21 protein-coding genes are annotated in these 26,086 nt (G+C 68.5%); 18 read left to right on the forward strand and 3 right to left on the reverse strand.

The window, feature by feature from the left end; genetic code table 11:
* The 3 genes from G3I78_RS00615 (at position 1) to G3I78_RS00625 (ending at position 2,851) form a co-directional block, all read left to right on the forward strand.
* The gene (locus G3I78_RS00615; protein WP_164420717.1) at positions 1-1,239 is read left to right on the forward strand and encodes a HAMP domain-containing sensor histidine kinase; all 1,239 of its coding nucleotides are present in this window, start codon (positions 1-3) and stop codon (positions 1,237-1,239) included.
* A gap of 405 nt (positions 1,240-1,644) precedes the next feature.
* Entirely contained in the window at positions 1,645-1,941 is a 297-nt protein-coding gene (locus tag G3I78_RS00620) for a DUF4193 domain-containing protein (RefSeq protein WP_005481602.1), read from the forward strand.
* A 13-nt stretch (positions 1,942-1,954) separates the two neighbouring features.
* Entirely contained in the window at positions 1,955-2,851 is an 897-nt protein-coding gene (locus G3I78_RS00625) for a hypothetical protein (RefSeq protein ID WP_164420718.1), read from the forward strand.
* Positions 2,852-2,904: 53 nt separating this feature from the next.
* Here the strand turns inward: G3I78_RS00625 and G3I78_RS00630 are convergent, their stop codons facing one another.
* The gene (locus G3I78_RS00630; protein WP_164420719.1) at positions 2,905-3,357 is read right to left on the reverse strand and encodes a DUF3093 domain-containing protein; all 453 of its coding nucleotides are present in this window, start codon (positions 3,355-3,357) and stop codon (positions 2,905-2,907) included.
* Positions 3,358-3,415: 58 nt separating this feature from the next.
* Here G3I78_RS00630 and G3I78_RS00635 point away from each other — a divergent pair, with 58 nt between their 5' ends.
* The 9 genes from G3I78_RS00635 (at position 3,416) to G3I78_RS00675 (ending at position 12,065) form a co-directional block, all read left to right on the forward strand.
* Positions 3,416-4,000, forward strand: a complete 585-nt coding sequence (locus G3I78_RS00635; RefSeq protein WP_164420720.1) for a PaaI family thioesterase — start codon at positions 3,416-3,418, stop codon at positions 3,998-4,000.
* Entirely contained in the window at positions 3,997-4,548 is a 552-nt protein-coding gene (gene dut, locus G3I78_RS00640; RefSeq protein WP_164420721.1) for a dUTP diphosphatase, read from the forward strand. Before G3I78_RS00635 ends, dut begins: the two co-directional genes overlap by 4 nt.
* Position 4,549: 1 nt before the next feature.
* On the forward strand, positions 4,550-5,314 hold the full coding sequence (locus G3I78_RS00645; protein WP_164420722.1) for a DUF3710 domain-containing protein: 765 nt from the start codon (positions 4,550-4,552) through the stop codon (positions 5,312-5,314).
* 175 nt (positions 5,315-5,489) lie between these two features.
* Positions 5,490-6,635, forward strand: coding sequence for an alginate lyase family protein (locus G3I78_RS00650; protein WP_164420723.1), 1,146 nt, complete (start codon positions 5,490-5,492; stop codon positions 6,633-6,635).
* A gap of 70 nt (positions 6,636-6,705) precedes the next feature.
* Positions 6,706-7,398, forward strand: a complete 693-nt coding sequence (locus G3I78_RS00655) for an ABC transporter ATP-binding protein (protein WP_164420724.1) — start codon at positions 6,706-6,708, stop codon at positions 7,396-7,398.
* A gap of 191 nt (positions 7,399-7,589) precedes the next feature.
* Positions 7,590-10,166, forward strand: coding sequence for a sensor histidine kinase KdpD (locus G3I78_RS00660; RefSeq protein ID WP_164420725.1), 2,577 nt, complete (start codon positions 7,590-7,592; stop codon positions 10,164-10,166).
* Complete coding sequence (locus G3I78_RS00665; RefSeq protein WP_164420726.1) at positions 10,163-10,846, forward strand: response regulator; 684 nt, start codon at positions 10,163-10,165, stop codon at positions 10,844-10,846. Before G3I78_RS00660 ends, G3I78_RS00665 begins: the two co-directional genes overlap by 4 nt.
* 46 nt (positions 10,847-10,892) lie before the next feature.
* On the forward strand, positions 10,893-11,291 hold the full coding sequence (locus G3I78_RS00670; protein ID WP_164420727.1) for an OB-fold nucleic acid binding domain-containing protein: 399 nt from the start codon (positions 10,893-10,895) through the stop codon (positions 11,289-11,291).
* Between the two features lie 3 nt (positions 11,292-11,294).
* Positions 11,295-12,065, forward strand: a complete 771-nt coding sequence (locus G3I78_RS00675) for a DUF3159 domain-containing protein (RefSeq protein ID WP_164420728.1) — start codon at positions 11,295-11,297, stop codon at positions 12,063-12,065.
* Positions 12,066-12,127: 62 nt separating this feature from the next.
* On the opposite strand, the gene G3I78_RS00680 is transcribed toward G3I78_RS00675, so the two are convergent.
* Complete coding sequence (locus G3I78_RS00680; protein ID WP_164420729.1) at positions 12,128-12,802, reverse strand: TrkA family potassium uptake protein; 675 nt, start codon at positions 12,800-12,802, stop codon at positions 12,128-12,130.
* Positions 12,802-13,473 carry a TrkA family potassium uptake protein gene (locus G3I78_RS00685; protein WP_007385233.1) on the reverse strand — a complete coding sequence of 224 codons (672 nt, stop codon included), beginning with the start codon at positions 13,471-13,473 and terminating at the stop codon, positions 12,802-12,804. The genes G3I78_RS00680 and G3I78_RS00685 overlap by 1 nt, the downstream gene beginning before the upstream one ends.
* A gap of 381 nt (positions 13,474-13,854) precedes the next feature.
* Between G3I78_RS00685 and G3I78_RS00690 the strand changes: the two genes are divergently transcribed.
* The 6 genes from G3I78_RS00690 to G3I78_RS00715 all read left to right on the forward strand — a co-directional run bounded on the left by G3I78_RS00690 (position 13,855) and on the right by G3I78_RS00715 (position 25,936).
* Positions 13,855-15,903 carry an APC family permease gene (locus G3I78_RS00690; RefSeq protein WP_164420730.1) on the forward strand — a complete coding sequence of 683 codons (2,049 nt, stop codon included), beginning with the start codon at positions 13,855-13,857 and terminating at the stop codon, positions 15,901-15,903.
* Between the two features lie 168 nt (positions 15,904-16,071).
* Complete coding sequence (locus tag G3I78_RS00695; RefSeq protein WP_164420731.1) at positions 16,072-17,391, forward strand: class I SAM-dependent RNA methyltransferase; 1,320 nt, start codon at positions 16,072-16,074, stop codon at positions 17,389-17,391.
* 611 nt (positions 17,392-18,002) lie between these two features.
* Complete coding sequence (locus G3I78_RS00700; RefSeq protein ID WP_239157591.1) at positions 18,003-19,478, forward strand: hypothetical protein; 1,476 nt, start codon at positions 18,003-18,005, stop codon at positions 19,476-19,478.
* Between the two features lie 14 nt (positions 19,479-19,492).
* Positions 19,493-20,323: a hypothetical protein gene (locus G3I78_RS00705; RefSeq protein ID WP_203614042.1), complete on the forward strand. Its 831-nt coding sequence runs from the start codon at positions 19,493-19,495 to the stop codon at positions 20,321-20,323.
* On the forward strand, positions 20,316-24,782 hold the full coding sequence (locus G3I78_RS00710; RefSeq protein ID WP_164420732.1) for a hypothetical protein: 4,467 nt from the start codon (positions 20,316-20,318) through the stop codon (positions 24,780-24,782). Before G3I78_RS00705 ends, G3I78_RS00710 begins: the two co-directional genes overlap by 8 nt.
* Positions 24,782-25,936 (forward strand): hypothetical protein, encoded by a 1,155-nt coding sequence (locus G3I78_RS00715; protein WP_164420733.1) that lies wholly within the window; start codon positions 24,782-24,784, stop codon positions 25,934-25,936. The genes G3I78_RS00710 and G3I78_RS00715 overlap by 1 nt, the downstream gene beginning before the upstream one ends.
* The last annotated feature ends 150 nt before the right edge of the window (positions 25,937-26,086 follow it).

Below are 26,086 nucleotides of genomic sequence, written 5' to 3' on the forward strand. Positions count from 1 at the left end.
GTGGCCGCGACTCCCGCTCCGCCCCAGGCGCCCCCGAAGCCCACCTGGGACCCCAGGAGGCCGGCGCCGCAGCTGCCCTGGCTGCGCCCGACCATCCGCATAAGGCTCACGCTGCTCTATGGCGGCATGTTCCTGATCGCGGGCATCCTGCTGCTGTCGATCATCTATCTGATTGCTGCCCAGGCGCTGAACGTCGGCAGTGAACTGCCTTTCAAGATCACAACCGGCAGCGTCACCAGCGACATCTGCAACAACCTGCCCTCGAGCGGCACCTCCGAGGTCATGAACAAGGCGATGGACAGGTGCGTCAACGACCAGCGCCAGCACGCCCTCGACGACCTCCTCAGCCGCTCCCTGCTGGCCCTGCTCGGCCTCGCGATCATCGCCTTCGCCTTCGGCTACGCGATGGCGGGACGCGTCCTGTCGCCGCTCGGCCGGATCCTGCGCACGGCCCGCGCGGTGGCCGGCTCGGACCTCTCCCGCCGTATCGAGCTGGACGGCCCGGACGACGAGCTCAAGGAGCTGGCCGACACCTTCGACGACATGCTGGAGCGCCTGGAGCGCGCCTTCACGGCCCAGCAGCGCTTCGTCGGCAACGCCTCGCACGAACTGCGGACACCGCTGGCGATCAACCGCACGCTCCTTGAGGTGCACTTGTCCGATCCGGGCGCCCCGGTGGAGCTCCAGCAGCTCGGCAGGACCCTGCTGGCCACCAACGAGCGCAGCGAGCAGCTCGTGGAGGGCCTGCTGCTGCTCGCCCGCAGCGACAACCAGATCGTCGAGCGCAAGCCCGTGGACCTCGCCGAGGTCGCCGAGCAGGCGGTCGACCAGGTGCACGGCGAGGCGGAGGCCAAGGGCGTGGCGATCCGCGGCGAGCAGAAGTCCGCGGTCGTCCAGGGCAACGGTGTCCTGCTGGAGCGCATCGCCCTGAACCTGGTGCAGAACGCCGTGCGCTACAACGTGCCCGAGGGCGGCTGGGTCGAGGTGACCACGGACGTCCAGCACGGCCAGGCGGTGCTCACGGTGGCCAACACGGGCCCGGTCGTGCCGGCGTACGAGGTGGACAACCTCTTCGAACCGTTCAAGCGGCTGCGCGGCGCCGACCGCACCGGCAGCGACAAGGGCGTCGGGCTCGGTCTGTCCATCGTGCGGTCCGTGGCGCGGGCGCACGGCGGGCACATCACGGCACAGCCGCGCGAAGGGGGTGGGCTCGTGATGCGAGTCACCCTGCCGGTCTGAGATCATGGCCCCCGCACCGTGACCGACACACGGGGATGTTCGCTTTGCGCGGAATTTTCTGGGCGCTCAGTGGGGCATTCCATGTGTGATCGATCACAAGGGCAATTTTCCGGCCATCTACTCTCAATGATCATGCACCCTGTCGGAAAGCCGGGAAAATCCTGGTTTTCAGGGGTCTTGATCACGGGAAGTACACGGTGAGACGCCTTTGAAGTGCGGGATTCGGACCGTGTACGGTCCCGATCGCCATCCAACCCGATCACTCAAGAGGAGTCCGGTTGGGTGTCGATTGAGTAACAGACCTTGATGTGAGGCAAAATCTCCGCCTCGGGTCGGGCACAAGTCCGGCCTCTCACGCGTTACGTGCGCTGGAGACACCGCAGACACCCAGAGGGGGAGAGCGACATGGCAACGGATTACGACACCCCACGCAAGACCGACGACGACGTCGACTCGGACAGTCTTGAAGAGCTGAAGGCCAGGAGGAACGACAAGTCGACGTCCGCCGTGGACGTCGACGAGTTCGAGGCCGCCGAAGGCCTGGAGCTGCCCGGAGCGGACCTTTCCAATGAGGAACTGGCCGTCCGGGTGCTGCCCAAGCAGCAGGACGAGTTCACCTGCATGAGCTGCTTCCTGGTGCACCACCGCAGCCAGCTGGCCCGGGAGAAGAACGGTCAGCCGATCTGCCGCGACTGCGACTGAGGGCGGGTCGGGCATGACCGGCTCGACCCCTCCTTGGAAGCGCCGCTCCCTGCCGGGAGCGGACCAGGGGCCGCTCGACGGTCCCCACGGCACGCGTGAGAACGGGCGGGGCTCTTCTGATCCGGGAGCCTCGCTCGAACCGGCCGCCGACCGGGCTGACCTCCCGGCGCCGACCGGACAGGCCGGGACGCTCTCGCCCGTCACCAGACGGGGGAGGGTGGCGGCGGTCCGTGACAGGGCCCGGGAAGGGGTCCGCAAGGGCGGCAGCCGGGCCAGGGCGGGCCTGGCGTACCTCGCCGACCGGATCATCGAGAACGCCCCGCGTGTCCCCGTACGGGACCTCGAGACCCTCCGCCGCCAGTTCCCGGGGCTCGGCCCCGAGCAGCTCGCGGACAAGCTCGTCACGGGCGCCGCGAGCGCCACGGCGACGGTCGGAGCGGGGATCGGCGCGGCGGCGATGCTGCCCGTGCCCCCGGCGATGCCGACCGAACTGGCCGCCGAGATCACCGGCGTGGCCGCGATCGAGCTGAAGATGATCGCCGAACTCCACGAGGTCTACGGCGTACGACCGCCGGGGAACCTGAAGGAGCGGTCCACCGCGTATCTGAACTCCTGGTCCGGCGAGCGCGGGATCGACGTGAAGAAGCCGTCGAGTGTGAGCGGCGCGCTCAACAGCCAGATGAAGCAGCAGCTGCGGCAGCAGATCATGAAGCGGATGATCCGCGACCTGCCGAACCTGATGCCGTTCCTGGTCGGCGCGGCGGTGGGCGCGGTCATGAACCGCCGGGACACCAGAAAGCTGGCCGAGCGCATCCGCAAGGACCTGAGAAGGACTCAGGTGCCGTGGGAGGCGCTGCCCGAACTCCCCGGTCTCGAGGCTCCGGCGAACCCGCTGGAGCTGGAGGGGTAAGACTTCCGTGAGACTTCGGGCCGCATCCTCGGGTGAAGCCCTGCACGAACGTTCTAGGCGGCCGTGGTCCGGGCCGCCTTCAGCGCCTCGGCCAGCCGCTCCGGCTCCCGCGTCGACAAGTACAGGTAAGGCGTCGGGTCGGCCGGGTCGGTGACCTCCACCTTCAGCGCGGTGGGGATGTAGGCGCGCAGCAGCAGGAAGGCGCGGGTGTCGGCCTTGTAGGTCCGCCAGGCGCGGGCCTCCTCAGGGTCGAGGACCTCCGTCCCGCCCAGCGCCGACAGCGGGATCTTCGCCTCGCCGGCGATCAGGGAGTCACCCACGATCCGGATGCGCATCGAGCCGTAGGAACTCGCCAGCACCGCTGCCACGGCGGTGCCGCCGACCAGGCCGCCGAGCAGCGGAAGCGTCCCGAAGGGGAGCAGGATCAGCGCGAAGGAGACCCCGACCAGGAAGGAGATCAGCCACCAGGAGCGGGGGGCGGTGAGGCGTTCGTCGTACGGCTGCATGAAACCAAGCTTGGCACGGTGTCCTGATACCTCCGACGCGCGGGTAAGGTCTGCGCCTGTGAGTGGTACTTCCCTGGCTCTCAAGCCTCCCGCCGACGCGGCGCAACCCGTGCGTCACCCGGACGCTCCCGCGCCCGGTGAGCTGCTCGGTGCGCACTACAGCCGGTGTTTCGGCTGTGGCGGCGAGCAGCCCCACGGGCTGCACCTGGAGGCGCGGGCCGGCGAGGGGGTCTCGGTCACCGCCGAGTTCACCGTGCGCCCCGCCCATCAGGGCGCTCCCGGACTCGCGCACGGCGGCGTGCTGGCGACTGCCCTCGACGAGACCCTGGGCTCGCTCAACTGGCTGCTGCGGACCATCGCGGTGACCGGGCGCCTGGAGACCGACTTCGTGCGGCCGGTGCCCGTCGGCACGGTGCTGCACCTGGAGGCCGAGGTGACGGCGGTGGCGGGGCGGAAGATCTACTCGTCCGCGACCGGCCGGATCGGCGGCCCCGAGGGGCCCGTCGCGGTCCGCGCCGACGCCCTGTTCATCGAGGTCAAGGTCGACCACTTCATCGACAACGGCCGCCCCGAGGAGATCAGGGCCGCCATGGACGACCCGGACCAGGTCCGGCGTGCCCGTGCCTTCGAGGTGAACCCGTGAGCCGTGACCCCCTGAACGTGCTGATCCGGCGCGTCGACCCGGACGTACCGCTTCCGGCGTACGCGCACCCGGGCGACGCGGGGGCCGATCTGCGCACCACCGAGAGCCGTGAACTCAAGCCGGGGGAGCGGGCCGTGCTGCCCACGGGGGTGTCCGTGGCGCTCCCGGAGGGGTACGCGGCCTTCGTGCACCCGCGATCCGGTCTCGCCGCCCGCTGCGGTGTCGCTCTCGTGAATGCCCCGGGGACGGTTGATGCCGGGTACCGTGGGGAGATCAAGGTGATCGTGGTGAATCTCGACCCGCATGAGGCAGTGCGGTTCGAGCGCTTCGACCGGATTGCCCAACTCGTCGTCCAGCAGGTCGAGAGGGTCCGCTTCCAGGAGGTCGCGGAGCTTCCCGACTCGGCGCGGGCCGAGGGGGGCTTCGGGTCCACCGGCGGTCACGCCGCCGTGGGCGACGGGGGCGATACAAGCGCTGAGGCCGCCGTGGGCGGCACAACGGGTGGGAATCGATACGCATCGGTCGTATCCGACCGGGAAGGACAGTGACGTGTTCGGACGTCGCAACAAGAAGGGTGCCGCCGAGGACGCGGCCGGCGAGGCCGAGCAGGTCGTCGACAGTGTCGACACTGAGGCGGACGACGTAGAGGGCGAGCGCGAGCGCGTACGGCTGGAGCCGGAGCCGCGCCCCGACGGGCCCTGGGACGACACCGAGGTCCGCGACCCCGCCGAGGGCCGCGTGGACCTGGGCGGTCTGTTCGTACCGGGTGTCGACGGCATGGAGCTGCGGGTCGAGGTCGCGGGCGACGCGATCGTCGCGGCCACCGTGGTACTGCGCGACAGCGCCATCCAGCTCCAGGCCTTCGCCGCTCCCAAGCGCGAGGGCATCTGGGGCGAGGTGCGCGAGGAGATCGGCTCGGGCATCACCCAGCAGGGCGGCATCATCGACGAGGTCGAGGGCCCGCTGGGCTGGGAGCTGCGGGCCCAGGTGCCGGTGCAGCTGCCGGACGGCACGGGCGGCTTCCAGGTCGTGCGGTTCGTGGGTGTGGACGGCCCGCGCTGGTTCCTGCGCGGGGTGATCTCGGGCCAGGGCGCGGTGCAGCCGCAGGCGGCCGGGCTCCTGGAGCAGATCTTCCGGGACACGGTCGTGGTCCGCGGCGAGGGCCCGATGGCGCCCCGCGACCCGATCGTCCTCAAGCTGCCGAACGACGCCCAGATGGTCCCCGAGGGCGTCCAGCAGCAGGAGGAGGGCTCCCGCTTCTCCGGCGGAATGGGCCAGCTCCAGCGTGGACCGGAGATCACCGAGGTCCGGTAGGGCGAACAGCGAGCGCAGGGCCGTACCCCGTCATGGGGTGCGGCCCTTTTTCGTGCGCGGGACCTTGACGGCGTATTGGTCTGTACCTACGGTCATCCGCCAACGCCTGTGTTCATAGGGGCGCCTTACGTTCACATACGAGAACGGAGTCGCTGTGCGTCGTCCAGTACCGATCATGATCGTCACCGCGTTCGTCCTGGGGCTGCTCGTGAGACCCGCCGAGGCCGCACCCGCCACCTTCGTCCATCCCGGAGTCACCGTCTCCCAGGGGCAGTTGGACTTCGTCCGGGGCAAGGTCGGCGCCGGTGCCCAGCCCTGGAAGGGCGCCTTCGACAAGATGCTGGCGAGCAAGTACGCCGACCTGAACCGCACGCCCAAGCCGCGCGCGGTCGTCGAGTGCGGGTCGTACTCGAACCCCAACCACGGCTGCACCGACGAGCGCGAGGACGCGATTGCCGCCTACACCGACGCCCTCGCCTGGTACATCACCCGGGACGAGCGGTACGCCAGGAAGGCCATCCAGCTCATGGACGCCTGGTCGGCGACGATCACGGACCACACCAACAGCAACGCGCCGCTCCAGACCGGCTGGGCGGGCTCCTCCTGGCCCAGGGCCGCCGAGATCATCAAGTACACGTACACCGGGAGTTGGGCGAACTCCGGACGCTTCGCGACCATGCTCCGCAGCGTCTATCTGCCCGAGATCATCAACGGCTCGAACTCCAACGGCAACTGGGAGCTGTCGATGATGGAGGCGGCCGTCGGCATCTCGGTCTTCCTGGAGGACAAGTCGTCGTACGACAAGGCGATGGCGAAGTTCCGCACGCGTACGGCCGCCTATGTGTACCTGGACTCCGACGGCGCCCTCCCGAGGACCGTGCCGAGCCAGAACCTCAACACCCGGGAGAAGGTCGTCAATTACTGGCAGGGACAGTCCACCTTCGCCACCGGGCTCACCCAGGAGACCTGCCGGGACCTCACGCACACCGGGTACGGCATCTCCGCGATCTCGCACGTCGCCGAGACCAGCCGGATCCAGGGGCAGGACCTGTACGGCACCGACGTGGGCGAGCGGCTGCGGCAGGCGCTGGGGTTCCAGGCCAAGTACGAGCTGGGTACGGCGGTGCCGAGCTGGCTGTGCGGCGGGTCGCTGAAGCTCGGGCTCGGACCCGTCACCGAGGTGGGGTACAACGCGCTGCACAACAGGCTTGGCATGGGCATGACTAACACGCAGACGCTGACCGAGCGGAACCGTCCGTCGGGCAGCAACAACCTCTTCGTGGCGTGGGAGACGCTCACGCACGGGGACAACCCGAGCTGAAACCGTTGAAGGCCGGGCGCCCGGCGGTGATACTGGCGCCCGGTTCGACGAGCTTCACGGGGGTGGGCGTATGGCTCAGGTGGTCACCGAGACCATGGTGCGGGTCGAGGACATCCACAGGTCCTTCGGGGAGGGGGCCGCCGCGGTGCACGCGCTGCGCGGGGTCTCCTTCGAGGTGCCGCGCGGTGAACTCGTCGCGCTCAAGGGGCGTTCGGGCTCCGGCAAGACCACGCTCCTCAACATCGTCGGCGGGCTGGACCGGCCCGACCGGGGGCGGGTCGTGCTCGACGGCCTCGACCTCGCCGAACTGGACGAGGACGGGCTGCTGGGGCTGCGCAGGGACCGTATCGGCTTCGTCTTCCAGTCCTTCGGGCTCATCCCGATCCTCACCGCCGCGGAGAACGTCGGCGTCCCCCTGCGCCTGCGTCGCGCCGACGCACGCGCGCGTGAGGAACGCGTCGAACTGCTCCTCTCCCTGGTCGGTCTCGCCGACCACGCGGCCCAGCGCCCCGGCGAACTCTCCGGCGGCCAGCAGCAGCGCGTCGCCATCGCCCGCGCCCTCGCCAACAACCCCTCGGTCCTCATCGCCGACGAACCGACCGGCCAGCTGGACGCGGAGACCGGGCACGCGGTGATGGAGCTGCTGCGGGCGGTCGTACGGAGCGAGAACGTGACGGCGCTGGTGGCCACGCACGACGCCACGCTGCTGGATCTGGCCGACCGGGTGCTGGAACTGGGGGACGGGGAGATCCTGGGGCACTGAGGGGGCGTCCGTGAGGGGCGGGGCGGCCGTCGTCCGGGTCCCTCACGTCCGTCGGTGCCGCCGACCTCGCCGTACCCGCGTCAGAGTTGCGTCAAAGAGCGCCCGCGGCCCGCTTCCGGTCCCCTTCGCCGGGATGGTTGGCCGTAAGGTCGACGCTGCGTAGGCACTGGTCAGCGGAAGACAATGGACTCATGGGACGCGGCAAGCTTCGGATCTACCTCGGTGCGGCACCGGGCGTCGGCAAGACGTACGCGATGCTGTCCGAGGCGCACCGCAGGACCGAGCGGGGGACCGACTGTGCCGTGGGGTTCGTGGAGCACCACGGGCGGCCGCGCACCGAGGTGATGCTGCACGGCCTGGAGGAGGTTCCGCGCCGGGAGATCGAGTACCGGGGCTCGGTGTTCACCGAGATGGACATCGACGCCGTGCTGCGGCGGGCGCCCGCCGTCGCTCTGGTGGACGAACTGGCCCACACCAATGTTCCGGGCTCCCGCAACGCCAAGCGCTGGCAGGACGTGGAGGAGCTGCTGGCGGCCGGGATCGACGTCGTCTCGACCGTGAACATCCAGCACCTGGAGTCGCTCGGCGACGTCGTCGAGTCGATCACCGGAGTACGGCAGCAGGAGACCGTGCCCGACGAGTTCGTCCGGCGGGCCGACCAGATCGAGCTTGTCGACATGTCGCCCCAGGCGCTCAGGCGGCGGATGGCGCACGGCAACGTCTACCAGCCGGACAAGGTCGACGCGGCGCTCTCCAACTACTTCCGGCCCGGCAACCTGACCGCCCTGCGCGAGCTGGCGCTGCTGTGGGTGGCCGACCGGGTCGACGAGTACCTCAAGCAGTACCGCAGCGAGCACCGGGTCTCGAAGATCTGGGGATCCAGGGAGCGGATCGTCGTCGGGCTGACCGGCGGGCCGGAGGGGCGGACCCTCATCCGGCGGGCCGCGCGGCTGGCGGAGAAGGGCGCGGGCGGTGAGGTGCTCGCCGTCTACATAGCCCGCAGCGACGGCCTGACCTCCGCCTCGCCCAAGGAACTCGCCGTGCAGAGAACCCTCGTCGAGGACCTCGGAGGAACCTTTCACCACGTCGTCGGCGACGACATACCGGCTGCGCTGCTCGACTTCGCGCGCGGGGTCAACGCCACCCAGATCGTCCTCGGCTCCTCCCGCCGCAAGACCTGGCAGTACGTCTTCGGACCCGGCGTCGGCGCCACGGTCGCCCGGGAGTCCGGGCCCGACCTGGACGTGCACATCGTCACCCACGACGAGGTCGCCAAGGGCCGCGGACTGCCCGTCGCCCGCAGCGCCCGGCTCGGGCGGGCCCGGATCATCTGGGGCTGGCTGGTCGGCGCGGCGGGACCGGTGCTCCTCGCGGTCCTCCTGAACACCGTCGACCTCGGCCTCGCCAACGACATGCTGCTGTTCCTCGCGGTCGTGGTCGCCGCCGCCCTGCTCGGCGGACTGTTCCCGGCGCTCGCCTCGGCCGCGGTCGGCTCCCTGCTGCTGAACTACTTCTACACACCGCCCCTGCACCGCTGGACCATCGCCGATCCCAAGAACATCGTCGCGATCGTGATCTTCGTGGGCGTCGGCATCTCGGTGGCCTCCGTCGTCGACCTGGCGGCCAGAAGGACCCACCAGGCCGCCCGGCTGCGCGCCGAGTCGGAGATCCTGTCCTTCCTCGCCGGGAACGTACTGCGCGGCGAGACCGGCCTGGAGGAGCTCCTGGAGCGCGTCCGGGAGACCTTCGGCATGGAGTCGGCGGCCCTTCTGGAACGGGCGGGCGACGTCGACCCGTGGACCTGCGCCGGGCGCGTGGGACAGGGGCGGCCGGTGGAGCGGCCCGAGGAGGCGGACGTGGACATGCCGGTGGGGGACCACATGGCGCTCGCGCTCACCGGCCGGGTGCTGCCCGCCGAGGACCGCCGGGTGCTGGCCGCCTTCGCCGCCCAGGCCGCCGTCGTCCTGGACCGCAGCCGCCTCCAGGAGGAGGCCGACCGGGCTCGCGCGCTGGCCGAGGGCAACCGCATCCGTACGGCGCTCCTGGCGGCCGTGTCGCACGATCTGCGGACCCCGCTCGCCGGCATCAAGGCGGCCGTCTCCTCGCTCCGCTCCGACGACGTGGCGTGGTCCGAGGAGGACCAGGCCGAACTCCTGGAGGGCATCGAGGAGGGCGCCGACCGGCTCGACCACCTCGTGGGCAACCTCCTCGACATGTCCCGCCTCCAGACCGGCACGGTCACCCCGATCGTCCGGGAGATCGACCTCGACGAGGTGGTGCCGATGGCGCTCGGCGGGGTGCCCGACGGGAGCGTCGAGCTGGATGTGCCGGAGACGCTGCCGATGGTCGCGGTGGACCCCGGGCTCCTGGAGCGTTCGGTGGCCAACCTGGTCGAGAACGCCGTCAAGTACAGCCCGCCCGACACCACCGTCCGGGTCACCGCCAGCGCCATCGCCGACCGGGTCGAGGTACGGGTCGTGGACCGCGGTCCCGGCGTCCCCGACGAGGCCAAGGAGCGCATCTTCGCGCCCTTCCAGCGCTACGGCGACGCCCCGCGCGGCGCCGGGGTGGGGCTCGGGCTCGCGGTGGCCCGGGGCTTCGCCGAGGCCATGCACGGCACCCTCAACGCCGAGGACACACCCGGCGGAGGCCTCACCATGGTGCTGACGCTCCGCGCGGCACACACGCGCGTGGAGTTCCCCGAAGAACCCTTCGCGGAAGCGGAACCCGACAGCGCGGAAGCGGAACCCGAAAGGCAGGCCACATGACCAGAGTGTTGGTCATCGACGACGAGCCGCAGATCGTGCGCGCCCTCGTGATCAACCTCAAGGCGCGCAAGTACGAGGTCGACGCGGCGCACGACGGCGCCACCGCGCTCCGGCTCGCCGCCGCCCGCCACCCAGACGTGGTCGTCCTCGACCTGGGCCTGCCCGACATGGACGGCGTCGAGGTGATCCGGGGACTGCGCGGCTGGACCCGGGTGCCGATCCTCGTGCTGTCCGCCCGGCACTCCTCCGACGAGAAGGTCGAGGCGCTGGACGCGGGCGCCGACGACTACGTCACCAAGCCCTTCGGCATGGACGAACTGCTCGCCCGCCTGCGGGCCGCCGTGCGCCGCGCCGAGCCCACCGGGGGCGGCGAGGACGACGTCCTGGTGGAGACCGACGAGTTCACCGTCGACCTGGCCGCGAAGAAGGTCCAGCGGCACGGCGGTGACGTACGGCTCACCCCCACCGAGTGGCACCTGCTGGAGGTGCTGGTCCGCAACACCGGCCGGCTGGTCAGCCAGAAACAGCTCCTCCAGGAGGTCTGGGGGCCGTCGTACGGCACGGAGACCAACTACCTGCGGGTCTACATGGCCCAGCTGCGCCGGAAGCTGGAGGCGGACCCGGCGCATCCCAAGCACTTCATCACGGAGCCGGGGATGGGATACCGGTTCGAACGCTAGTGCTGTGGGTACAACGCTGTCGGCGCACCCCGGTACGCTTTCGGATATGAGTGCTGTCCCTCGTTCCGAGAAGCCGGTGGGCCGGTTCCGGCGCATGCTCGACCGGCTCTCCTCGTCGCAGGAGGACCTGGAGTCCGAGGAGCTGCGGGAGGACACCGAGACCGCCGGCTGCGTCAGGATCGGCGACTGCCACGACCGCCAGGTCGTGACCGTTACTGGTACCTTGCGCACGGTCACCCTGCGGCCGCGCGCGGGAGTCCCGGCCCTGGAGGCCGAGCTGTTCGACGGCTCCGCCGCCCTGGATGTGGTGTGGCTCGGCAGACGCTCCATCGTCGGGATAGAACCGGGGCGCAAGCTGATCGCGTCCGGCCGGATCTCGATGAGCCGGGGCCGCCGGGTGCTGTTCAATCCGAAATACGAACTCAGACCCCTCGGACGGGAGTAGCCGGTGACGTCTCTCGACAAGCCGACCGAAGACACTCAGGCCGACGACGCGCGGGCGGTGACCGAGGCAGCCCTGTTCGAGGCGTTCGGCGGCGTCCGGGGCATGGTCGAGACGGTCCTGCCGGGCCTGCTCTTCGTCACGATCTTCACGATCAACAAGGACCTGCACCTGTCGGCGATCGCCGCGCTCGCGGTGTCCCTGCTGCTGGTCGTGGTCCGCCTGGTCATGCGAGACACCGTCAAGCACGCCTTCAGCGGCGTCTTCGGCGTCGCCTTCGGTGTCGTCTTCGCGATGATGACGGGCAACGCCAAGGACTTCTACCTCCCCGGCATGCTCTACACCCTGGGCCTCGGCCTGGCGTACATCATCACGACCCTCGCCGGTGTCCCGCTGATCGGCCTCATCCTCGGCCCGGTCTTCAAGGAGAACCTCTCCTGGCGCACCCGCAACCCCGGCCGCAAGAAGGCGTACGCCAAGGCCAGTTACGCCTGGGGCGCGATCCTGCTCGCCAAGTGCGCGATCCTCTTCCCGCTGTACTGGTGGGCCAACACCGCCCAGCTCGGCTGGGTCCTGGTCGCCCTGAAGATCCCGCCCTTCCTGCTGGCCGTCTGGCTGACCTGGGTCTTCCTCGCGAAGGCACCGGCCCCGATCGACGTGTTCGCGGAGATGGAGGCGGAGGAGAAGGCCGAGGAGGAGCGCAAGGCCGCGCTGGCGGCGGAGCGCGGGGACACCGAGGCCGAGGCCGCGGCCGGGCGGCACCGCCGGGAGGCCTAGATCGCTCTACGACGACGGAGGGCGCCCTGAGGATCTCAGGGCGCCCTCCGTCGTCGTAGAGCCTAGGAAGCTTCCTGCTTGCGGACCGACAGCAGGTCCTCCAGCTGTTCCTCGCGGGCCTGGGCGGCCACGAAGAGGAGTTCGTCGCCGGCCTCCAGGGAGTCGTCCGGGGTCGGGGTGAGGACCCGGGTGCCGCGGATGATGGTGACCAGGGAGGTGTCCTCGGGCCACTCCACGTCGCCGACCTGGGTGCCGGCCAGGGCCGACTCCTCGGGGAGGGTCAGTTCGACGAGGTTCGCGTCGCCGTGGCTGAAGCGGAGCAGACGGACCAGGTCGCCGACGCTCACCGCCTCCTCGACCAGGGCCGACATCAGGCGCGGGGTGGAGACGGCGACGTCCACGCCCCAGGACTCGTTGAACAGCCACTCGTTCTTCGGGTTGTTCACCCGTGCGACGACCCGGGGGACGCCGTACTCCGTCTTCGCCAGCAGGGAGACGACCAGGTTGACCTTGTCGTCGCCGGTCGCGGCGATCACGACGTTGCAGCGCTGGAGCGCGGCCTCGTCCAGGGAGGTGATCTCGCAGGCGTCGGCGAGCAGCCACTCCGCCTGCGGGACGCGCTCGACCGAGATGGCGGTCGGCGCCTTGTCGATGAGAAGGACCTCGTGGCCGTTCTCCAGCAGTTCGCCCGCGATCGAGCGGCCGACCGCGCCGGCACCGGCAATGGCGACCCTCATCAGTGACCGCCCTCCTCTTCGGGGCCCTCGGCGAAGGACGCCTCGACCTTCTCGATGTCGTCCGTACGCATCATCACGTGGACCAGGTCGCCCTCCTGGAGCACCGTCTGCGAGGTGGGCAGAATCGCTTCGCCGAGCCGGGTGAGGAACGCCACGCGGACGCCCGTCTCCTCCTGCATCTTGCTGATCTTGTGGCCGACCCAGGCGGTCGAGGCGTGCACCTCGGCCAGCTGGACCCCACCGGTGGGATCGCGCCACAGCGGCTCCGCTCCGGACGGCAGCAGCCGGCGCAGCATCTGGTCCGCCGTCCAGCGGACCGTGGCCACCGTCGGGATGCCCAGGCGCTGGTAGACCTCGGCGCGCCGAGGGTCGTAGATACGCGCGGCGACGTTCTCGATGCCGAACATCTCGCGGGCCACCCGGGCCGCGATGATGTTGGAGTTGTCGCCGCTGGAGACCGCCGCGAAGGCGCCGGCCTCCTCGATGCCCGCCTCGCGCAGGGTGTCCTGGTCGAAGCCGACGCCGGTGACGCGACGGCCGCCGAAACCGGAGCCCAGTCGTCGGAAGGCGGTGGGGTCCTGGTCGATCACGGCGACCGTGTGCCCCTGTTGCTCCAAGGTCTGGGCGAGAGCGGAACCCACTCTCCCGCAGCCCATGATGACGATGTGCACGACCGTCCTTCCGGTGTCAATAGTTACTGCTCAGCCACATCAGGGTCTCAGACCGACGCCCAAGCTACACACGCGCGGTAGGACGACGGCACCCCTGTGCACGGTTGCCCGTGACTTCCTGTCGGTCAGCGGCGGCTGATGCTGCGGACGCTGGCGAGGGTGAGGATTCCGAGGCCGACGAGGGCGGCCGCGGCGCCGATCAGCTCTGCGGTCGTGTGCATGGGTCCTCCTGGGCGGCAGCGGGCTGGGTCTTGTCATATAGGCATGCCACTCCGGCCACCTGCGGATATCGCTGCCGGAGCGCCGCCGCGTTTCACCCAGTGGGCAGATCGGGGGTGGCGGGTGGTTGGGCACGCGTTCGAACGCCTACGATGCACTGTTGTGTCCAAACTGACCGACGTGCCCAAACGCATCCTGATCGGGCGCGCACTGCGCAGTGACCGGCTCGGGGAAACGCTCCTGCCGAAGCGCATCGCCCTCCCCGTGTTCGCCTCCGACCCGCTGTCCTCCGTGGCGTACGCGCCCGGCGAGGTGCTGCTGGTCCTGTCCATCGCGGGCGTGTCGGCGTACCACTTCAGCCCGTGGATCGCCGTAGCGGTCGTCGTGCTGATGTTCACGGTGGTCGCCTCCTACCGGCAGAACGTGCACGCGTACCCGAGCGGTGGCGGCGACTACGAGGTGGCCAACACCAACCTCGGTCCCAAGGCCGGCCTCACGGTCGCCAGCGCCCTGCTCGTCGACTACGTCCTCACGGTCGCCGTGTCCATCGCCTCCGGCATCGAGAACCTCGGTTCCGCGGTCCCCTTCGTCGTCGAGCACAAGGTGCTCTGCGCGATCGCCGTGATCGTGCTGCTGACGCTGATGAACCTGCGCGGGGTCAAGGAGTCCGGCTCGCTCTTCGCGATCCCGACGTACGTCTTCGTCACGGGCGTCTTCATCATGATCGCGTGGGGCGCCTTCCGCGGACTGGTCCTCGGCGACACCATGCGGGCACCGACCGCCGGGTACGAGATCAAGGCCGAGCACCAGGGACTGGCGGGCTTCGCCCTCGTCTTCCTGATGCTGCGGGCCTTCTCCTCCGGCTGTGCCGCGCTCACCGGCGTCGAGGCGATCTCCAACGGCGTGCCCGCCTTCCGCAAGCCCAAGTCGAAGAACGCGGCGACCACGCTCGCGATGATGGGCCTGCTCGCCGTCACCATGTTCTGCGGGATCATCGCGCTGGCCATGGTCACCAAGGTCCGGATGGCCGAGAACCCGGGCGTGGACCTGCTGAAGAACGGCGTCGCCATCGGCTCCGACTACGTCCAGAACCCGGTGATCTCCCAGGTCGCCGAGGCGGTCTTCGGCAAGGGCAGCTTCCTGTTCATCGTGCTCGCCGCGGCCACCGCCCTGGTGCTGTTCCTCGCCGCGAACACCGCGTACAACGGCTTCCCGCTGCTCGGCTCGATCCTCGCCCAGGACCGCTACCTCCCGCGTCAGCTGCACACCCGCGGCGACCGCCTCGCGTTCTCGAACGGCATCGTGCTGCTCGCGGGTGCGGCGGGACTGCTGGTCTGGATCTACGGCGCCGACTCGACGAGGTTGATCCAGCTCTACATCGTCGGCGTGTTCGTGTCCTTCACGCTCAGCCAGACCGGCATGGTCCGGCACTGGAACCGTCACCTCGCGACCGAGAAGGACCCGGCGAAGCGCAGCCACATGATCCGCTCGCGGGCCATCAACGCCTTCGGTGCCTTCTTCACCGGGCTCGTCCTGGTCGTCGTGCTGGTCACGAAGTTCACGCACGGCGCCTGGGTCGCGCTGCTCGGCATGTGCATCTTCTACGCGACGATGACGGCGATCCGTAAGCACTACGACCGCGTCGCCGAGGAGATCGCCGCGCCGGAGGGCCCGAGCGACGACAGCCTGCGGCCGTCCCGCGTCCACTCCGTCGTCCTGATCTCCAAGATCCACCGCCCGGCCCTGCGCGCCCTCGCCTACGCCAAGCTGATGCGCTCGGACTCGCTGGAGGCGCTGAGCGTCAACGTGGACCCGGCCGAGACCAAGGCGCTGCGCGCGGAGTGGGAACGGCGCGGGATCGACGTACCCCTGAAGGTGCTGGACTCGCCGTACCGCGAGATCACGCGGCCGATCATCGACTACGTCAAGGGGCTGCGGAAGGAGTCGCCGCGGGACGCGGTGTCCGTGATCATCCCGGAGTACGTGGTCGGGCACTGGTACGAGCATCTGCTGCACAACCAGAGCGCGTTGCGGCTCAAGGGGCGGCTGCTGTTCACACCGGGGGTCATGGTGACCTCGGTGCCGTACCAGTTGCAGTCCTCGGAGGCGGCTCGCGACCGTGCCCGAAAGCGGCAGGAGTGGAACGCGCCGGGAGCGGTGCGGCGGGGGCCGGCGGTGGATCGGGCGAAGGAGACTTCGGCGCCGAAGTAGGGGTGGGGGCGGGAGTGGGGCAGGTGTGGTGCCGAAGTAGGTGTGGGTGCGGGGCAGGCGTGGTGTTGAAGTAGGCGTGGGTGCGGGGCGGAGCAGGCGTGGTGCCGACGTAGACTGGTCGGCTGTTGTCTCGACCCGCTTCCCTCACTTCTCTGGAGTCACCCCGCCATGCAGGCAGAACCGAAGAAATCGCTGGTCGGGGAGGAATACGAGGTCGAGGTCGGCCCCGTCGCCCACGGCGGGCACTGCATCGCCCGTACGGCCGACGGCCAGGTGCTGTTCGTCCGGCACACGCTGCCCGGTGAGCGGGTCGTGGCCCGGGTGACGGAGGGCGAGGAGGGGGCGCGGTTCCTGCGCGCCGACGCGGTCTCGGTCCTGGAGGCTTCCAAGGACCGTATCGAGGCGCCCTGCCCCTACGCCGGTCCCGGCCGCTGCGGCGGCTGCGACTGGCAGCACGCCAAGCCGGGGGCGCAGCGGCGGCTCAAGGGCGAGGTGGTCGCCGAGCAGCTGAAGCGGCTCGCGGGCCTCACCCCGGAGGAGGTCGGCTGGGACGGCACGGTGATGCCGGCCGAGGGCGACAAGCTGCCCGCGGGCGAGGTGCCGGCCTGGCGGACGCGGGTGCAGTACGCGGTCTCCGACGACGGCAGGGCGGGCCTGCGCCGGCACCGCTCGCACGAGGTCGAGCCGATCGAGCACTGCATGATCGCGGCGCCGGGCGTGAGCGAGCTGGGCGTCGAGGAGCGTGACTGGTCCGGGATGGCGTCGGTGGAGGCCATCGCGGCGACGGGTTCGCAGGACCGCATGGTCATCCTGGAGCCCCGCCCGGGTGCCCGCCTTCCCCTCGTGGAACTCGACAAGCCGGTCTCCGTGATGCGCGTCGAGGAGAAGGACGGCGGTATCCACCGCGTCCACGGCCGCGCGTTCGTGCGTGAGCGGGCGGACGGCCGTACGCACCGGGTGGGCAGCGGCGGCTTCTGGCAGGTCCACCCCCAGGCGGCCGACACCCTCGTCAAGGCCGTCATGCAGGGCCTGCTGCCGCGCAAGGGCGAGATGGCACTCGACCTCTACTGCGGTGTCGGCCTGTTCGCGGGCGCACTGGCCGACCGCCTCGGCGAGCGCGGCGCGGTACTCGGTATCGAGTCCGGCAAGCGGGCCGTCGAGGACGCCCGCCACAACCTCGCCGACTTCGAACGCGTGCGGATCGAGCAGGGCAAGGTGGAGAGCGTCCTGCCGCGAACCGGGATCACGGAGGTCGACCTGATCGTCCTGGATCCGCCGCGGGCGGGGGCGGGGCGGAAGACGGTGGAGCATCTGGCGTCGCTGGGGGCGCGGCGGATCGCGTATGTGGCGTGCGATCCGGCTGCGTTGGCGCGGGACTTGGGGTACTTCCGGGACGGGGGGTATCGGGTGCGGATGTTGCGGGTTTTTGATCTGTTTCCGATGACTCATCATGTGGAGTGCGTGGCGATTCTGGAGCCGGTGAAGTAACAGGCGTTGACCTGGGGATCTGCAGTCCGGGCATGTCGCTCGACCTGTTTCCCGCTATCCAACAGGTTGAGCGGGCCGTGTGCTTGCCAGAAGCGGCGTGATCTGCACGGTTATGGTGAAGTGGCGCTCCAGCCGGTGGCAGTGTCACCGTGGCTTTGGGAGATCCCGACGCTCAGATGACGCCCTTCCTGAGTGAATGTCAGGTAGCTGGGATCTCCGTTGTGAGACTACGATCCTTCGCTCGAAGACGGTCGTCGTGATGGGCTATGCCGCTTCAGTGAGTCGAGATCGTGTACCTGAGGTTCGTCGAGATGCCTCGCGATCATTGACCGTCCGTTCCTCAAGTAGTCGAGCCTCAGGTTCCTCGACCGCTGGGCACTTACATGGCCAGCCGACAGGTTTTTCCATTCACGCCGGTGCCGGAGTCTCGGGCAGAACCTGCCTGGGCCGGTGGTGCGGCGGAGAGCGGGCGCGGCCTCGCACCGCGGCCAGTAGAGGAAGTGCTCGTTCGCCTGGAGAGAGACTGAAACTACGCGTTTCTCGCCCGAGTGGGTCGGCGCATAGTTACAGTGCCTGCTGTGCGTGGTGAATCGGCGGAGTCATCCGTGAACATGCCAGATGACGGGCTCGTCCGCAGGGTTAAAGCACTGGCCTGCACTGCGCCACTGCAGGCTCTGGAGGACAACAAGGGGAGCCTGGGGCGCGTCGACGCCCGCTCCTACCACATGGTGGAACTCGCCCTGCACACCATCGACCAGGTCGCGATGGCCATGGACTTTGACCGAGGGGCGGAGCACGCCAAGGTGATCGAACAGGTCAGTCACTTTGCTGCGGTCCAGGCGCCGGAGCAGCGGGAGCACGAGCATCGCGCCGTAGCCGAGTGGGTGCTCCACAAACTCATCAACATCGGTACCCTCGACCGAGGGTTCACCTGGACGTACGGGCGGGTGGATGGCGAAGGTGCCTACAGCCGCTACGACTTCGACTTCAAACTGCTCGTAGAGCACTCCACCTCCGACGGGCAGGTGTACTTACGGGTTACAGACGAAGCCATCAACGTTCTGGTGGGTGCGCTTGACACGGATGTGGAGTCAGCGCAGGTAGCCGCCGAGCACAAGCTCGAATACCTCATCACCCGCGGTCGGTTGGAAGACGCGAAACTCGCCGCAGAGCAGGCCAGATACCGGACCGTTCAATACGGGGAGTACCTGCGGCAGTATCTGGATGCCACCCGGCGGGATGTGCGAACAGTTGACTGGGAGCAGCAGGTCCCCACCCTGCTGGAGGAGGCGCTGGAGCACATCGAGGCGCGGTACCGGCACGAGAGTGCCATCCTGACCAACATCACCGAACACCGCGATGGGGCCCTTGACGCGCGGAAGAAGGAGCAAGCAGCAGGGCTTGTTGACATTGTTCGGGACTGCATTCATCGGCACATGCAATTGCAGACCAGATTGCAGGGCGCAGGTGCGCTGTTCCGTGAGGAGCAGGACCGCCAGCAATTCTCCGGGCCGCCCCAACGCGCGGCGGTCGATGTCTTCAACCAGCTACTGGTGCCGCTTCTCGGCTTGTCTGTAGGCCTCGCCGTGGCGCCGGTAACCGACTTCTTCCGGTTCGGGGTGGCGCCCGCACCGCCAGCGGTAATCTCCTTGAACACACTCGTGGGTCGACTGCTGACGGTGCGTTCGGATGGCAGTGTGTACGCCGGAGCCGTGCCCGTACCCGATGTGAGACGAGAAGGGGACGCCCCGCGATTCAGCGAAGCGGACCAGCGCATCGCGGGCAAACTCATCGACGTGGCTGTGGACGAGCCCCGGCCCCTGAGCGCCCTGCTGAGCGAGGCGCGTAGTTACGGACCCATGGTCGAGCGGCTTGTGTTGCACGATGCTGTGCACGCGTTCAGTCCGGCTCTCAGTGAAGCCATGCTGCGCGGTGACAGCACCGTATTGATCGCGGTCCCGGCGGTTGGTGAATTCGACAGTCCTTCGGTGGGTGGCGATGAACTTCTCATCTCCCGGGTGCACTTGAAGGCGCCGGAGGGCGAGTGGGACGACGACTGTTCGCGAGACGAGGAGTTTGACGAGTGACGTCGGCCATCACGATGGATGACGCCGAGGACGCCGCGAAGCTCATCGCCTTCGGCATACGTCCGCGGCAGAGGCCCGCCAAAGACCGCGCCTACCGGGACCTGGTGGTCAGGTACCGAACCGAAAGCGACTTCCAGGGCCTGGTGGAACGTACGGCTCGGGGCCTCGGACTCAAGGTTCTCGGTGCCACCGAGGACATCGGTGTGGCCTTGGCAGCGCTGCCGAACTCGGTCTTTGAGACGAAGATCGAGGACTACGTGCGGGTCGCGAGACAACGCGGCGAGGGCGAGAGACTGTTGCACGGCATCATTCATCTCGCGGTTGCTGCCCTGGCCTTTCCACGCCCCGACGATCTGGCCAACGACGGTTACACGGGGCGTGTCAGTGCCGAAGCTGTGGACACGGCCGTACGCGACACGTGCGACCGGCTGCGTGAGAAGGCTGCTGCCGCGGAGGCTGGAGGGGACACCCCCACCGACTCACCTGAGCTGGAGAAGGTGTGGACTGCGTACGCCCGTCGGCCGGAAGCGGCACTGACCAAGGACGGCAGGCTGGCGATGAACTCGACGAAGGGCATGATCACCAGGGCCCTCAACTTCCTCACCGAGCAGGGATTCCTGGCAGTCGCGGGTGCGGGACAGGACGGCTGGTACCGGACGACCCCGCGCTACCAACTCCAGGTCCGTGAACTGGCGGCGACCAGCGCGTTCGAGGAACTGCTTGCTCTCGGAGTCGTACCGATCTCCTCACATGGCACCTTGCGGACAGCCCCGCAGGACTCCGCGGATCGGAGCACTGACACAACGACACCAGGTGCGGCGGACGGGGGACTGTTCCATGTATGAGCTGTCCCGCGTCCTGCTGCGAGGGGTGGGACCGCAGCCCGCTCGATACGAGAACGTCCTGCTCGACTTCAGCGGGGTCGGCGCGCCAGTGGCCAACAGTCGGCAGGGCGACATCTTCGACGTCGAAGAGCCACCGCGCCGTCCCTCACCGGCGAGTGTGCTTTTCCTGGAGAACGGCGGAGGCAAGTCGGTACTGATCAAGCTCATATTCTCCGTTGTGCTCCCTGGGCGCCGAAACGCCGTGGGCACCCGCAACCCCCAGACATTGGAAGGCTTCGTACGACGCGGAGATGTGGCGCACGTCCTCTTGGAGTGGACCCATGCAGCCAGCGGCAAACGGCTGGTGACCGGAAAGGTGAGCCAATGGAAGGACCGTCGGACATCCGACGAGTCCGATCTGGTCGAGCGCTGGTACCACTTCCGCCCGGGACACACGTTCGACCTGGAGACTCTTCCGGTCGAGGAGAATGGCAACTACCTCGGCCTGGCCGAGTACTGCGAGCGGCTCAGGCTCGCCGACATCGAAGAACCCGCACTCGGCTACCGCAACTTCCAGCTCCACGGAGAGTGGACGGATCGGCTCATGGCCTTGGGCCTCGACCCTGAGCTTTTCCGTTACCAGCGGGCGATGAACAACGACGAGGGTGAGGCGGCCGACGCCTTCTCACTCGGCAGCGACCAGGCGTTCGTCAATTTCCTCCTCAGTGCCGTTTTGCCGCTCCAGCCGGCCCGGGACCTTGCCGAGGTGCTGGGCACGTACGCCGACAAACTGGCGGACCGCGGTGTCATGGAGCTGGAGAAGACGTTCGTCGAGGAAGCCTTGACGGTATTGGCGCCCCTGAGCGAGGCACGCGACAAGCGAACCGCTGCCGACGCGAAACAGAGGGGTACTCGGCTCGCCTTGGACCGCTTCATCCAACAGATCGGGGCGCGTGCCACGCAGGAGAAGCAGGCGCTCGCAGGTCGGGACCAAGGGGTCGTACAGCTGAAGGATGAGGTCCGCAGGGCGCAGAACAGATACCGGCACGCCGTCACTGTCGCCGCCGAACTATCCAGGCTGCTGGCCCAGTTGAAGCTGGAGGCGGCTGAGCGGAACCACAGCGCGGCCGAGCAGGAGTGGGAGAAGGCCGTAGCGATCGAGAAGGGTTGGCAGGCCGTCCCCGCTGCGCTCCGGGACCTGGAAGCCGTCGCCGTCGCCCAGCGGCTACGCACGCGTATCACCGAAACGCAGGTAGCAGCCCGCCCCGCGCTCGATACTCGCAACGAGGCCGCGCGTGTCCTGTCGCAAGCGCTGCGCAGCATGGTGAGCAACCTGACAGATGAGGCGGACGAACTCGGTGAGCGCGCCACCGTGTGCGACGGGGAAGCTCAAAGCGCGCAGACGGAGCACGACTCGGCTGTTGCGGCGGTAGCGGAGAGGGAGGCGAAGGCCGGGTTCCTGGATGGCCGTGTCACCGAGGTGCGGGAGGAGATCGCGGCCGCGGTGCGGGAGGGGTTGGTACCCGATGGGCTGGAGGTAACGGATGCCGCTGCCCAGGCCCAGTCCGAAGCCATCGCTCACCATGAGCGAGTAGTCGAAGGCGAGCGAGCGGTGGAGCGCTTGGAGCGCGAGTACCAGCAGGCAGAAGAAGAATACGAGACAACTCGTCGTGAGCTGGCCGGAGCCGACCACGCCCACGACATCGCGCGCCGCGAGCACAAGGCCGCCGACGACACCATGCGACGGCTCGCCGAAGATCTACAGCACGCCGGTCTCTACAGCGGCGAGGCGGGTGAACTCGACATAGAGGCCGCAGGGCTCGCGGACCGGTTGGCCCGGACGCAGCGGAATGCCGAGACCGCTCGGATCGACGTCCGCATCGCCATGGCGGCCGACGAGCGCGCACTCACCTCATTGGAGACGAACGACCTGCTGCCTTCGTCGCTGGAGGCGGTGCGGATCTGTGATCTGTTGCATGAGCGGCAGGTCCCCGCCTGCACGGGGTGGGAGTACCTCGCCTCAATCCCTGATGTCGAGCGCCGCGCGGAACTCGTCGAGCGTCATCCCCAGTTGGTAACGGGTGTGCTCTGCAACGATGCCGACCAGCTTGAGCTCGCTGCTGAGATCATCGGAGCCGAGGGCGCCACGGTGACCGGCTTCCTCGCCCTGGGAACGACGACCGCACTGCATGGGGAGGGCAGTCCGGCCGCGGAATCCTCCTTTGTCGTACCGTCCCATCCTGCGCTGTACGACGAGCGCGCCGGTGAGTCGGAACGTCTTGAGCTGACAGTCCGGCGGGACGAGCACCACCGGCAACTGATGGAGCTGGACGAGACGCTACGCGCCCATGGGCTCTTTGCGGCCCGACTCGCGCAGTGGCGGGAGACATACCCACCTGGGCGACTCGCCGCGTTGCACGACGCGATGGTGACCGCAGAGGAGAAGGTCCTTGCAGCCCGCGCCATGGCAGTGGCTGCGAAGGACCTCAGGGAGGGAACGGCCGAGCGGCTGCGGGCGGCACGCGAAGAGCTTTCCCACCGGGGGGAAGCTCACTTGCGTCTGGACCGCCGTGTCGCCGAGCTTCAGGCGCTCGTCCGTTCGGCGGCACGCATCGCGGCCTGGCAAGGTGAAGCGCTGCACATGCGTGGTGTGGCCCGTGAGCACCGACAAATCGCGGCCGATGCCCGCGTCAGGGCCGAGACTGCCCGACAGGCCGCGGCCGACGCCCGACGCACGGTCGACGTGCTGCGGGGCACGGTAGCCCGTACCGAGGAGGAACTGGGCGCTCTGCCCATCCGGGAATCCGAATACGGTGCGACCGAGCAGCACACCATGCCGGAACAGCCGCTGGAAGTGCTGCGCCGGCTCTACCATGCGGCCGCCGATGAGTACGACCGAGCGGCAGTGGGCGCGAGTCTCAAGGCTGACCTGGACCAAGCCGAACGGGAGGAAGAGGCTGCCGGGAAAGCGCTGGCTCGCTTCGACGAGCGCGACCGCGTCATGGCGCGGGAGCTGCTCAAGGGCTCCGACGGGGTGGACACCGCCGCCTTGAACGCCGGCCGGTCACGCGCTCAGCGACATATGGCTTCGGCGCGCGCCCAACTGGACGCGCTGTACGAGGTCGTGGTGCGCTGCCGGACCGCGCTGGATGCAATCGGCGAAGCCTCCTCCAACGCGGGTCCCGTCGATCTGGCACCATTCGGGTTACCCCGTGATGCCGCACACGGCGAACGACTTGTTACGGCGGCGGAACAAGCACGGGAGGAGGCCGAGGCGCTTGCCCGTGAGCTGGGGCATCTTTTGGCGAAGCTGGTTCAGGAGCAGACTGATGCCCGCTCGACGGCGCGCGCCTTCAAGATCCTGGTCGATCTCTTCGGGGAGCCGTCCGAGGAGCAGGCCGAACTGCTCGGTACGGTCCCGGCGTATGAAGGTGATGCGGCCGCTGCTCGTGAGCGTTACGACCTGTTCCTCGCTGAGCACAACAAGGCCCAGCGAGTTGCAGCAGAGGCGCAGACGGCCGAGCGGACACTGGCCGATCGTCTCGCTGCACATGCGGCGGACTCCCGGTTCGAGGAACTGCAGTCCCCAAGCCGCCGCGTCATGCTCAGCACGGCGCGGGATGACCTGCCTGTCCATGCCGGGACATGGGCGGCGGACCTACGGCCCCGATTGCGGACGCTGGAAATCGACCTGGATTCAATCGGCCGGCACCATAAGCAGATCGTGCTGCAGTTCGTTCAACAGGTCCGGGACGCGCTCCGTACGCTGAAGCGCGCCCAGCGACTGTCCCAGCTGCCGGAAGGACTCGGCAGCTGGTCCGGTCAGCAGTTCTTGCAAATCGGATTCCCTGAGGTCACCGACGAGGTACTGACGGCACTGTTGGGCCGGGTCGTTGACGACGCCGCGGGGGAAGGGCAAGCCCGCCGGGGGAGCAGAGATGCCCGTCAACTCGTCTTGAAGGGTGTCGAGGCTGCCGTCGCGCCCAAAGGCTTCTGCGTGACGGTGCTCAAGCCGGACATCGGGCTGGCCGTGGAGCGGGTCCGGGTGGCGCAGACCAAGGACATCTTCTCCGGGGGGCAGATTCTCACTGCCGCCATCGTCTTGTACTGCACGATGGCCGCGCTCCGAGCCAACGATCGGGGGCAGGTACGTCACCAGTACTCCGGGGTGCTCTTTCTTGACAACCCGATCGGCCGGGCCTCGGCCCTCTACCTGCTCCGCCTACAGCAAGCCGTGGCCAAGGCGCTCGGCGTCCAGTTGATCTACACCACTGGCCTGTACGACAAGGCTGCCTTGGACGTCTTTCCGCTCGTCATCAGGATGCGCAACGACGCCGACCTCAGAGCACGGCGCCGGTACCTCTCGGTGGCGGACCGGTTCGTGGGACGGCACATCGCCTCCCTACGGGACGGAGCCGGGGGCGACATCACAGCCGTCCGCTATTTCCAGCGCCCGTCCAGCGAAGCGACGGTCGTGTGATGTCGGGATTAGAGCGTCTGTCCGAAGACCTGCTGGAGAGTCTTCACCGGTGGGCCGAGACGAGAAAGTGGAACGGCTATCGAGCGAAGCAGGTCCGAGTGCCGGAGCTGCTCGAAGCTCTTCGAGCCGTCTATCGGGCAGGGCCTGACAGCGACCCGGAGGAGGAGACACTGCGCCGGTGCCTGGCTGTCCTCGCCTCCTCCGGACGTGTCCGGCTCATGCGCGAGAAGGCGGGAGAGCCGACGGGGATCCACCTGCTTCCCGTGCGCGCGGCGCCGGAACACAGAGGGAGCCGACGGCCCCTGCATCACCCCTCGCTCCATGCGCTGATCAAGGAACAGCGAAAGGCCACTCCGAGACAGGAGACGGCCTACAGGGCCATCAGTAACTGGTTGCACGCGCTGCATGGCCCGGTGCTGAAGGTGCCGCTGAGGGAACGTGCGCTGGAGATCTTCGGGAGGCGTGAGTACACCGCGGAGTTCCCAGAACCTGAGAAATGTCTGGACCACAAGGGGTTTGGTGGTCCGTTGTTCGAGAAGAGTGCTGACTTCTATGAGTTGATCTGTGCTTTCCCTACCGACCCGCCTCTTCTCAACGCCCGTTTTTCCAGGTTCAGTCCGGACGCTCAGAGCACGTCGCTGAGCAGCGGTGACATCCTGCTCGTCGTCGAGAATTCGGCCACGTACACGTCACTCGTACGTCGGCTGCGCGAGCTTGAGCACCAGCACTGCATTGGCTGTGTGGCCTGGGGAGTCGGCCGCTCCTTTACGGCCTCGGTGCGCAGCATCTCGACCCACCATGGTGCCGATGGGCACGCCAGAGAGCGGTTCAGGGAGATCCGCTACTTCGGGGACCTCGACGTCAGCGGTCTGGAGATCCCACTCAAGGCGACGGACGCAGCCATGGACCTGGGCCTGAGGCTGGTTCCCACGCGTGTGCTCTACCAGGACCTGATCACCATGGGCACTCCCCTCCCAGGCAAGGAGTGCAGCCGTACGCGTGAGGAGGCGGAGACGCTGGTGAATTGGCTCGGCAAAAGCCATCACTTCGAACCAGTTGTTGACGTTCTCATGAAGGGGGAGCGATGGGCTCAGGAAGGCGTCGGGCTGCGTCATCTGAGCTCCACCAATGACTGGTTGGCGGACATGCGATGACTGCGGGGGAGCCCGAGTGAGTAATGAGACTGCCGCCCTGCGGGCACGTATTCCTGAACCGGGGCCGGGACGTGGACCGGGCGTTGTACCGCCACGCAATCCGCGTTTCTGGGGGCGACGGCACCACTTGGCCGTGCTGGATCGGCGCCT

Source organism: Streptomyces sp. SID13726 (assembly GCF_010548375.1).
In the GTDB taxonomy this organism is placed as follows: Bacteria; Actinomycetota; Actinomycetes; order Streptomycetales; family Streptomycetaceae; genus Streptomyces.

What these genes read in the sequence shown, in the direction of transcription:
- G3I78_RS00620 (WP_005481602.1), top strand. Translation starts at nt 1,645, where the DNA reads ATGGCAACGGATTACGACACCCCACGCAAGACCGACGACGACGTCGAC.
- G3I78_RS00650 (WP_164420723.1), top strand. Translation starts at nt 5,490, where the DNA reads ATGATCGTCACCGCGTTCGTCCTGGGGCTGCTCGTGAGACCCGCCGAG.
- G3I78_RS00700 (WP_239157591.1), top strand. Translation starts at nt 18,003, where the DNA reads ATGCCAGATGACGGGCTCGTCCGCAGGGTTAAAGCACTGGCCTGCACT.
- G3I78_RS00655 (WP_164420724.1), top strand. Translation starts at nt 6,706, where the DNA reads ATGGCTCAGGTGGTCACCGAGACCATGGTGCGGGTCGAGGACATCCAC.
- G3I78_RS00660 (WP_164420725.1), top strand. Translation starts at nt 7,590, where the DNA reads ATGGGACGCGGCAAGCTTCGGATCTACCTCGGTGCGGCACCGGGCGTC.
- G3I78_RS00625 (WP_164420718.1), top strand. Translation starts at nt 1,955, where the DNA reads ATGACCGGCTCGACCCCTCCTTGGAAGCGCCGCTCCCTGCCGGGAGCG.
- G3I78_RS00715 (WP_164420733.1), top strand. Translation starts at nt 24,782, where the DNA reads ATGTCGGGATTAGAGCGTCTGTCCGAAGACCTGCTGGAGAGTCTTCAC.
- G3I78_RS00630 (WP_164420719.1), bottom strand. Translation starts at nt 3,357, where the DNA reads ATGCAGCCGTACGACGAACGCCTCACCGCCCCCCGCTCCTGGTGGCTG.
- G3I78_RS00705 (WP_203614042.1), top strand. Translation starts at nt 19,493, where the DNA reads ATGGATGACGCCGAGGACGCCGCGAAGCTCATCGCCTTCGGCATACGT.
- G3I78_RS00670 (WP_164420727.1), top strand. Translation starts at nt 10,893, where the DNA reads ATGAGTGCTGTCCCTCGTTCCGAGAAGCCGGTGGGCCGGTTCCGGCGC.
- G3I78_RS00710 (WP_164420732.1), top strand. Translation starts at nt 20,316, where the DNA reads ATGTATGAGCTGTCCCGCGTCCTGCTGCGAGGGGTGGGACCGCAGCCC.
- G3I78_RS00695 (WP_164420731.1), top strand. Translation starts at nt 16,072, where the DNA reads ATGCAGGCAGAACCGAAGAAATCGCTGGTCGGGGAGGAATACGAGGTC.
- G3I78_RS00680 (WP_164420729.1), bottom strand. Translation starts at nt 12,802, where the DNA reads ATGAGGGTCGCCATTGCCGGTGCCGGCGCGGTCGGCCGCTCGATCGCG.
- G3I78_RS00665 (WP_164420726.1), top strand. Translation starts at nt 10,163, where the DNA reads ATGACCAGAGTGTTGGTCATCGACGACGAGCCGCAGATCGTGCGCGCC.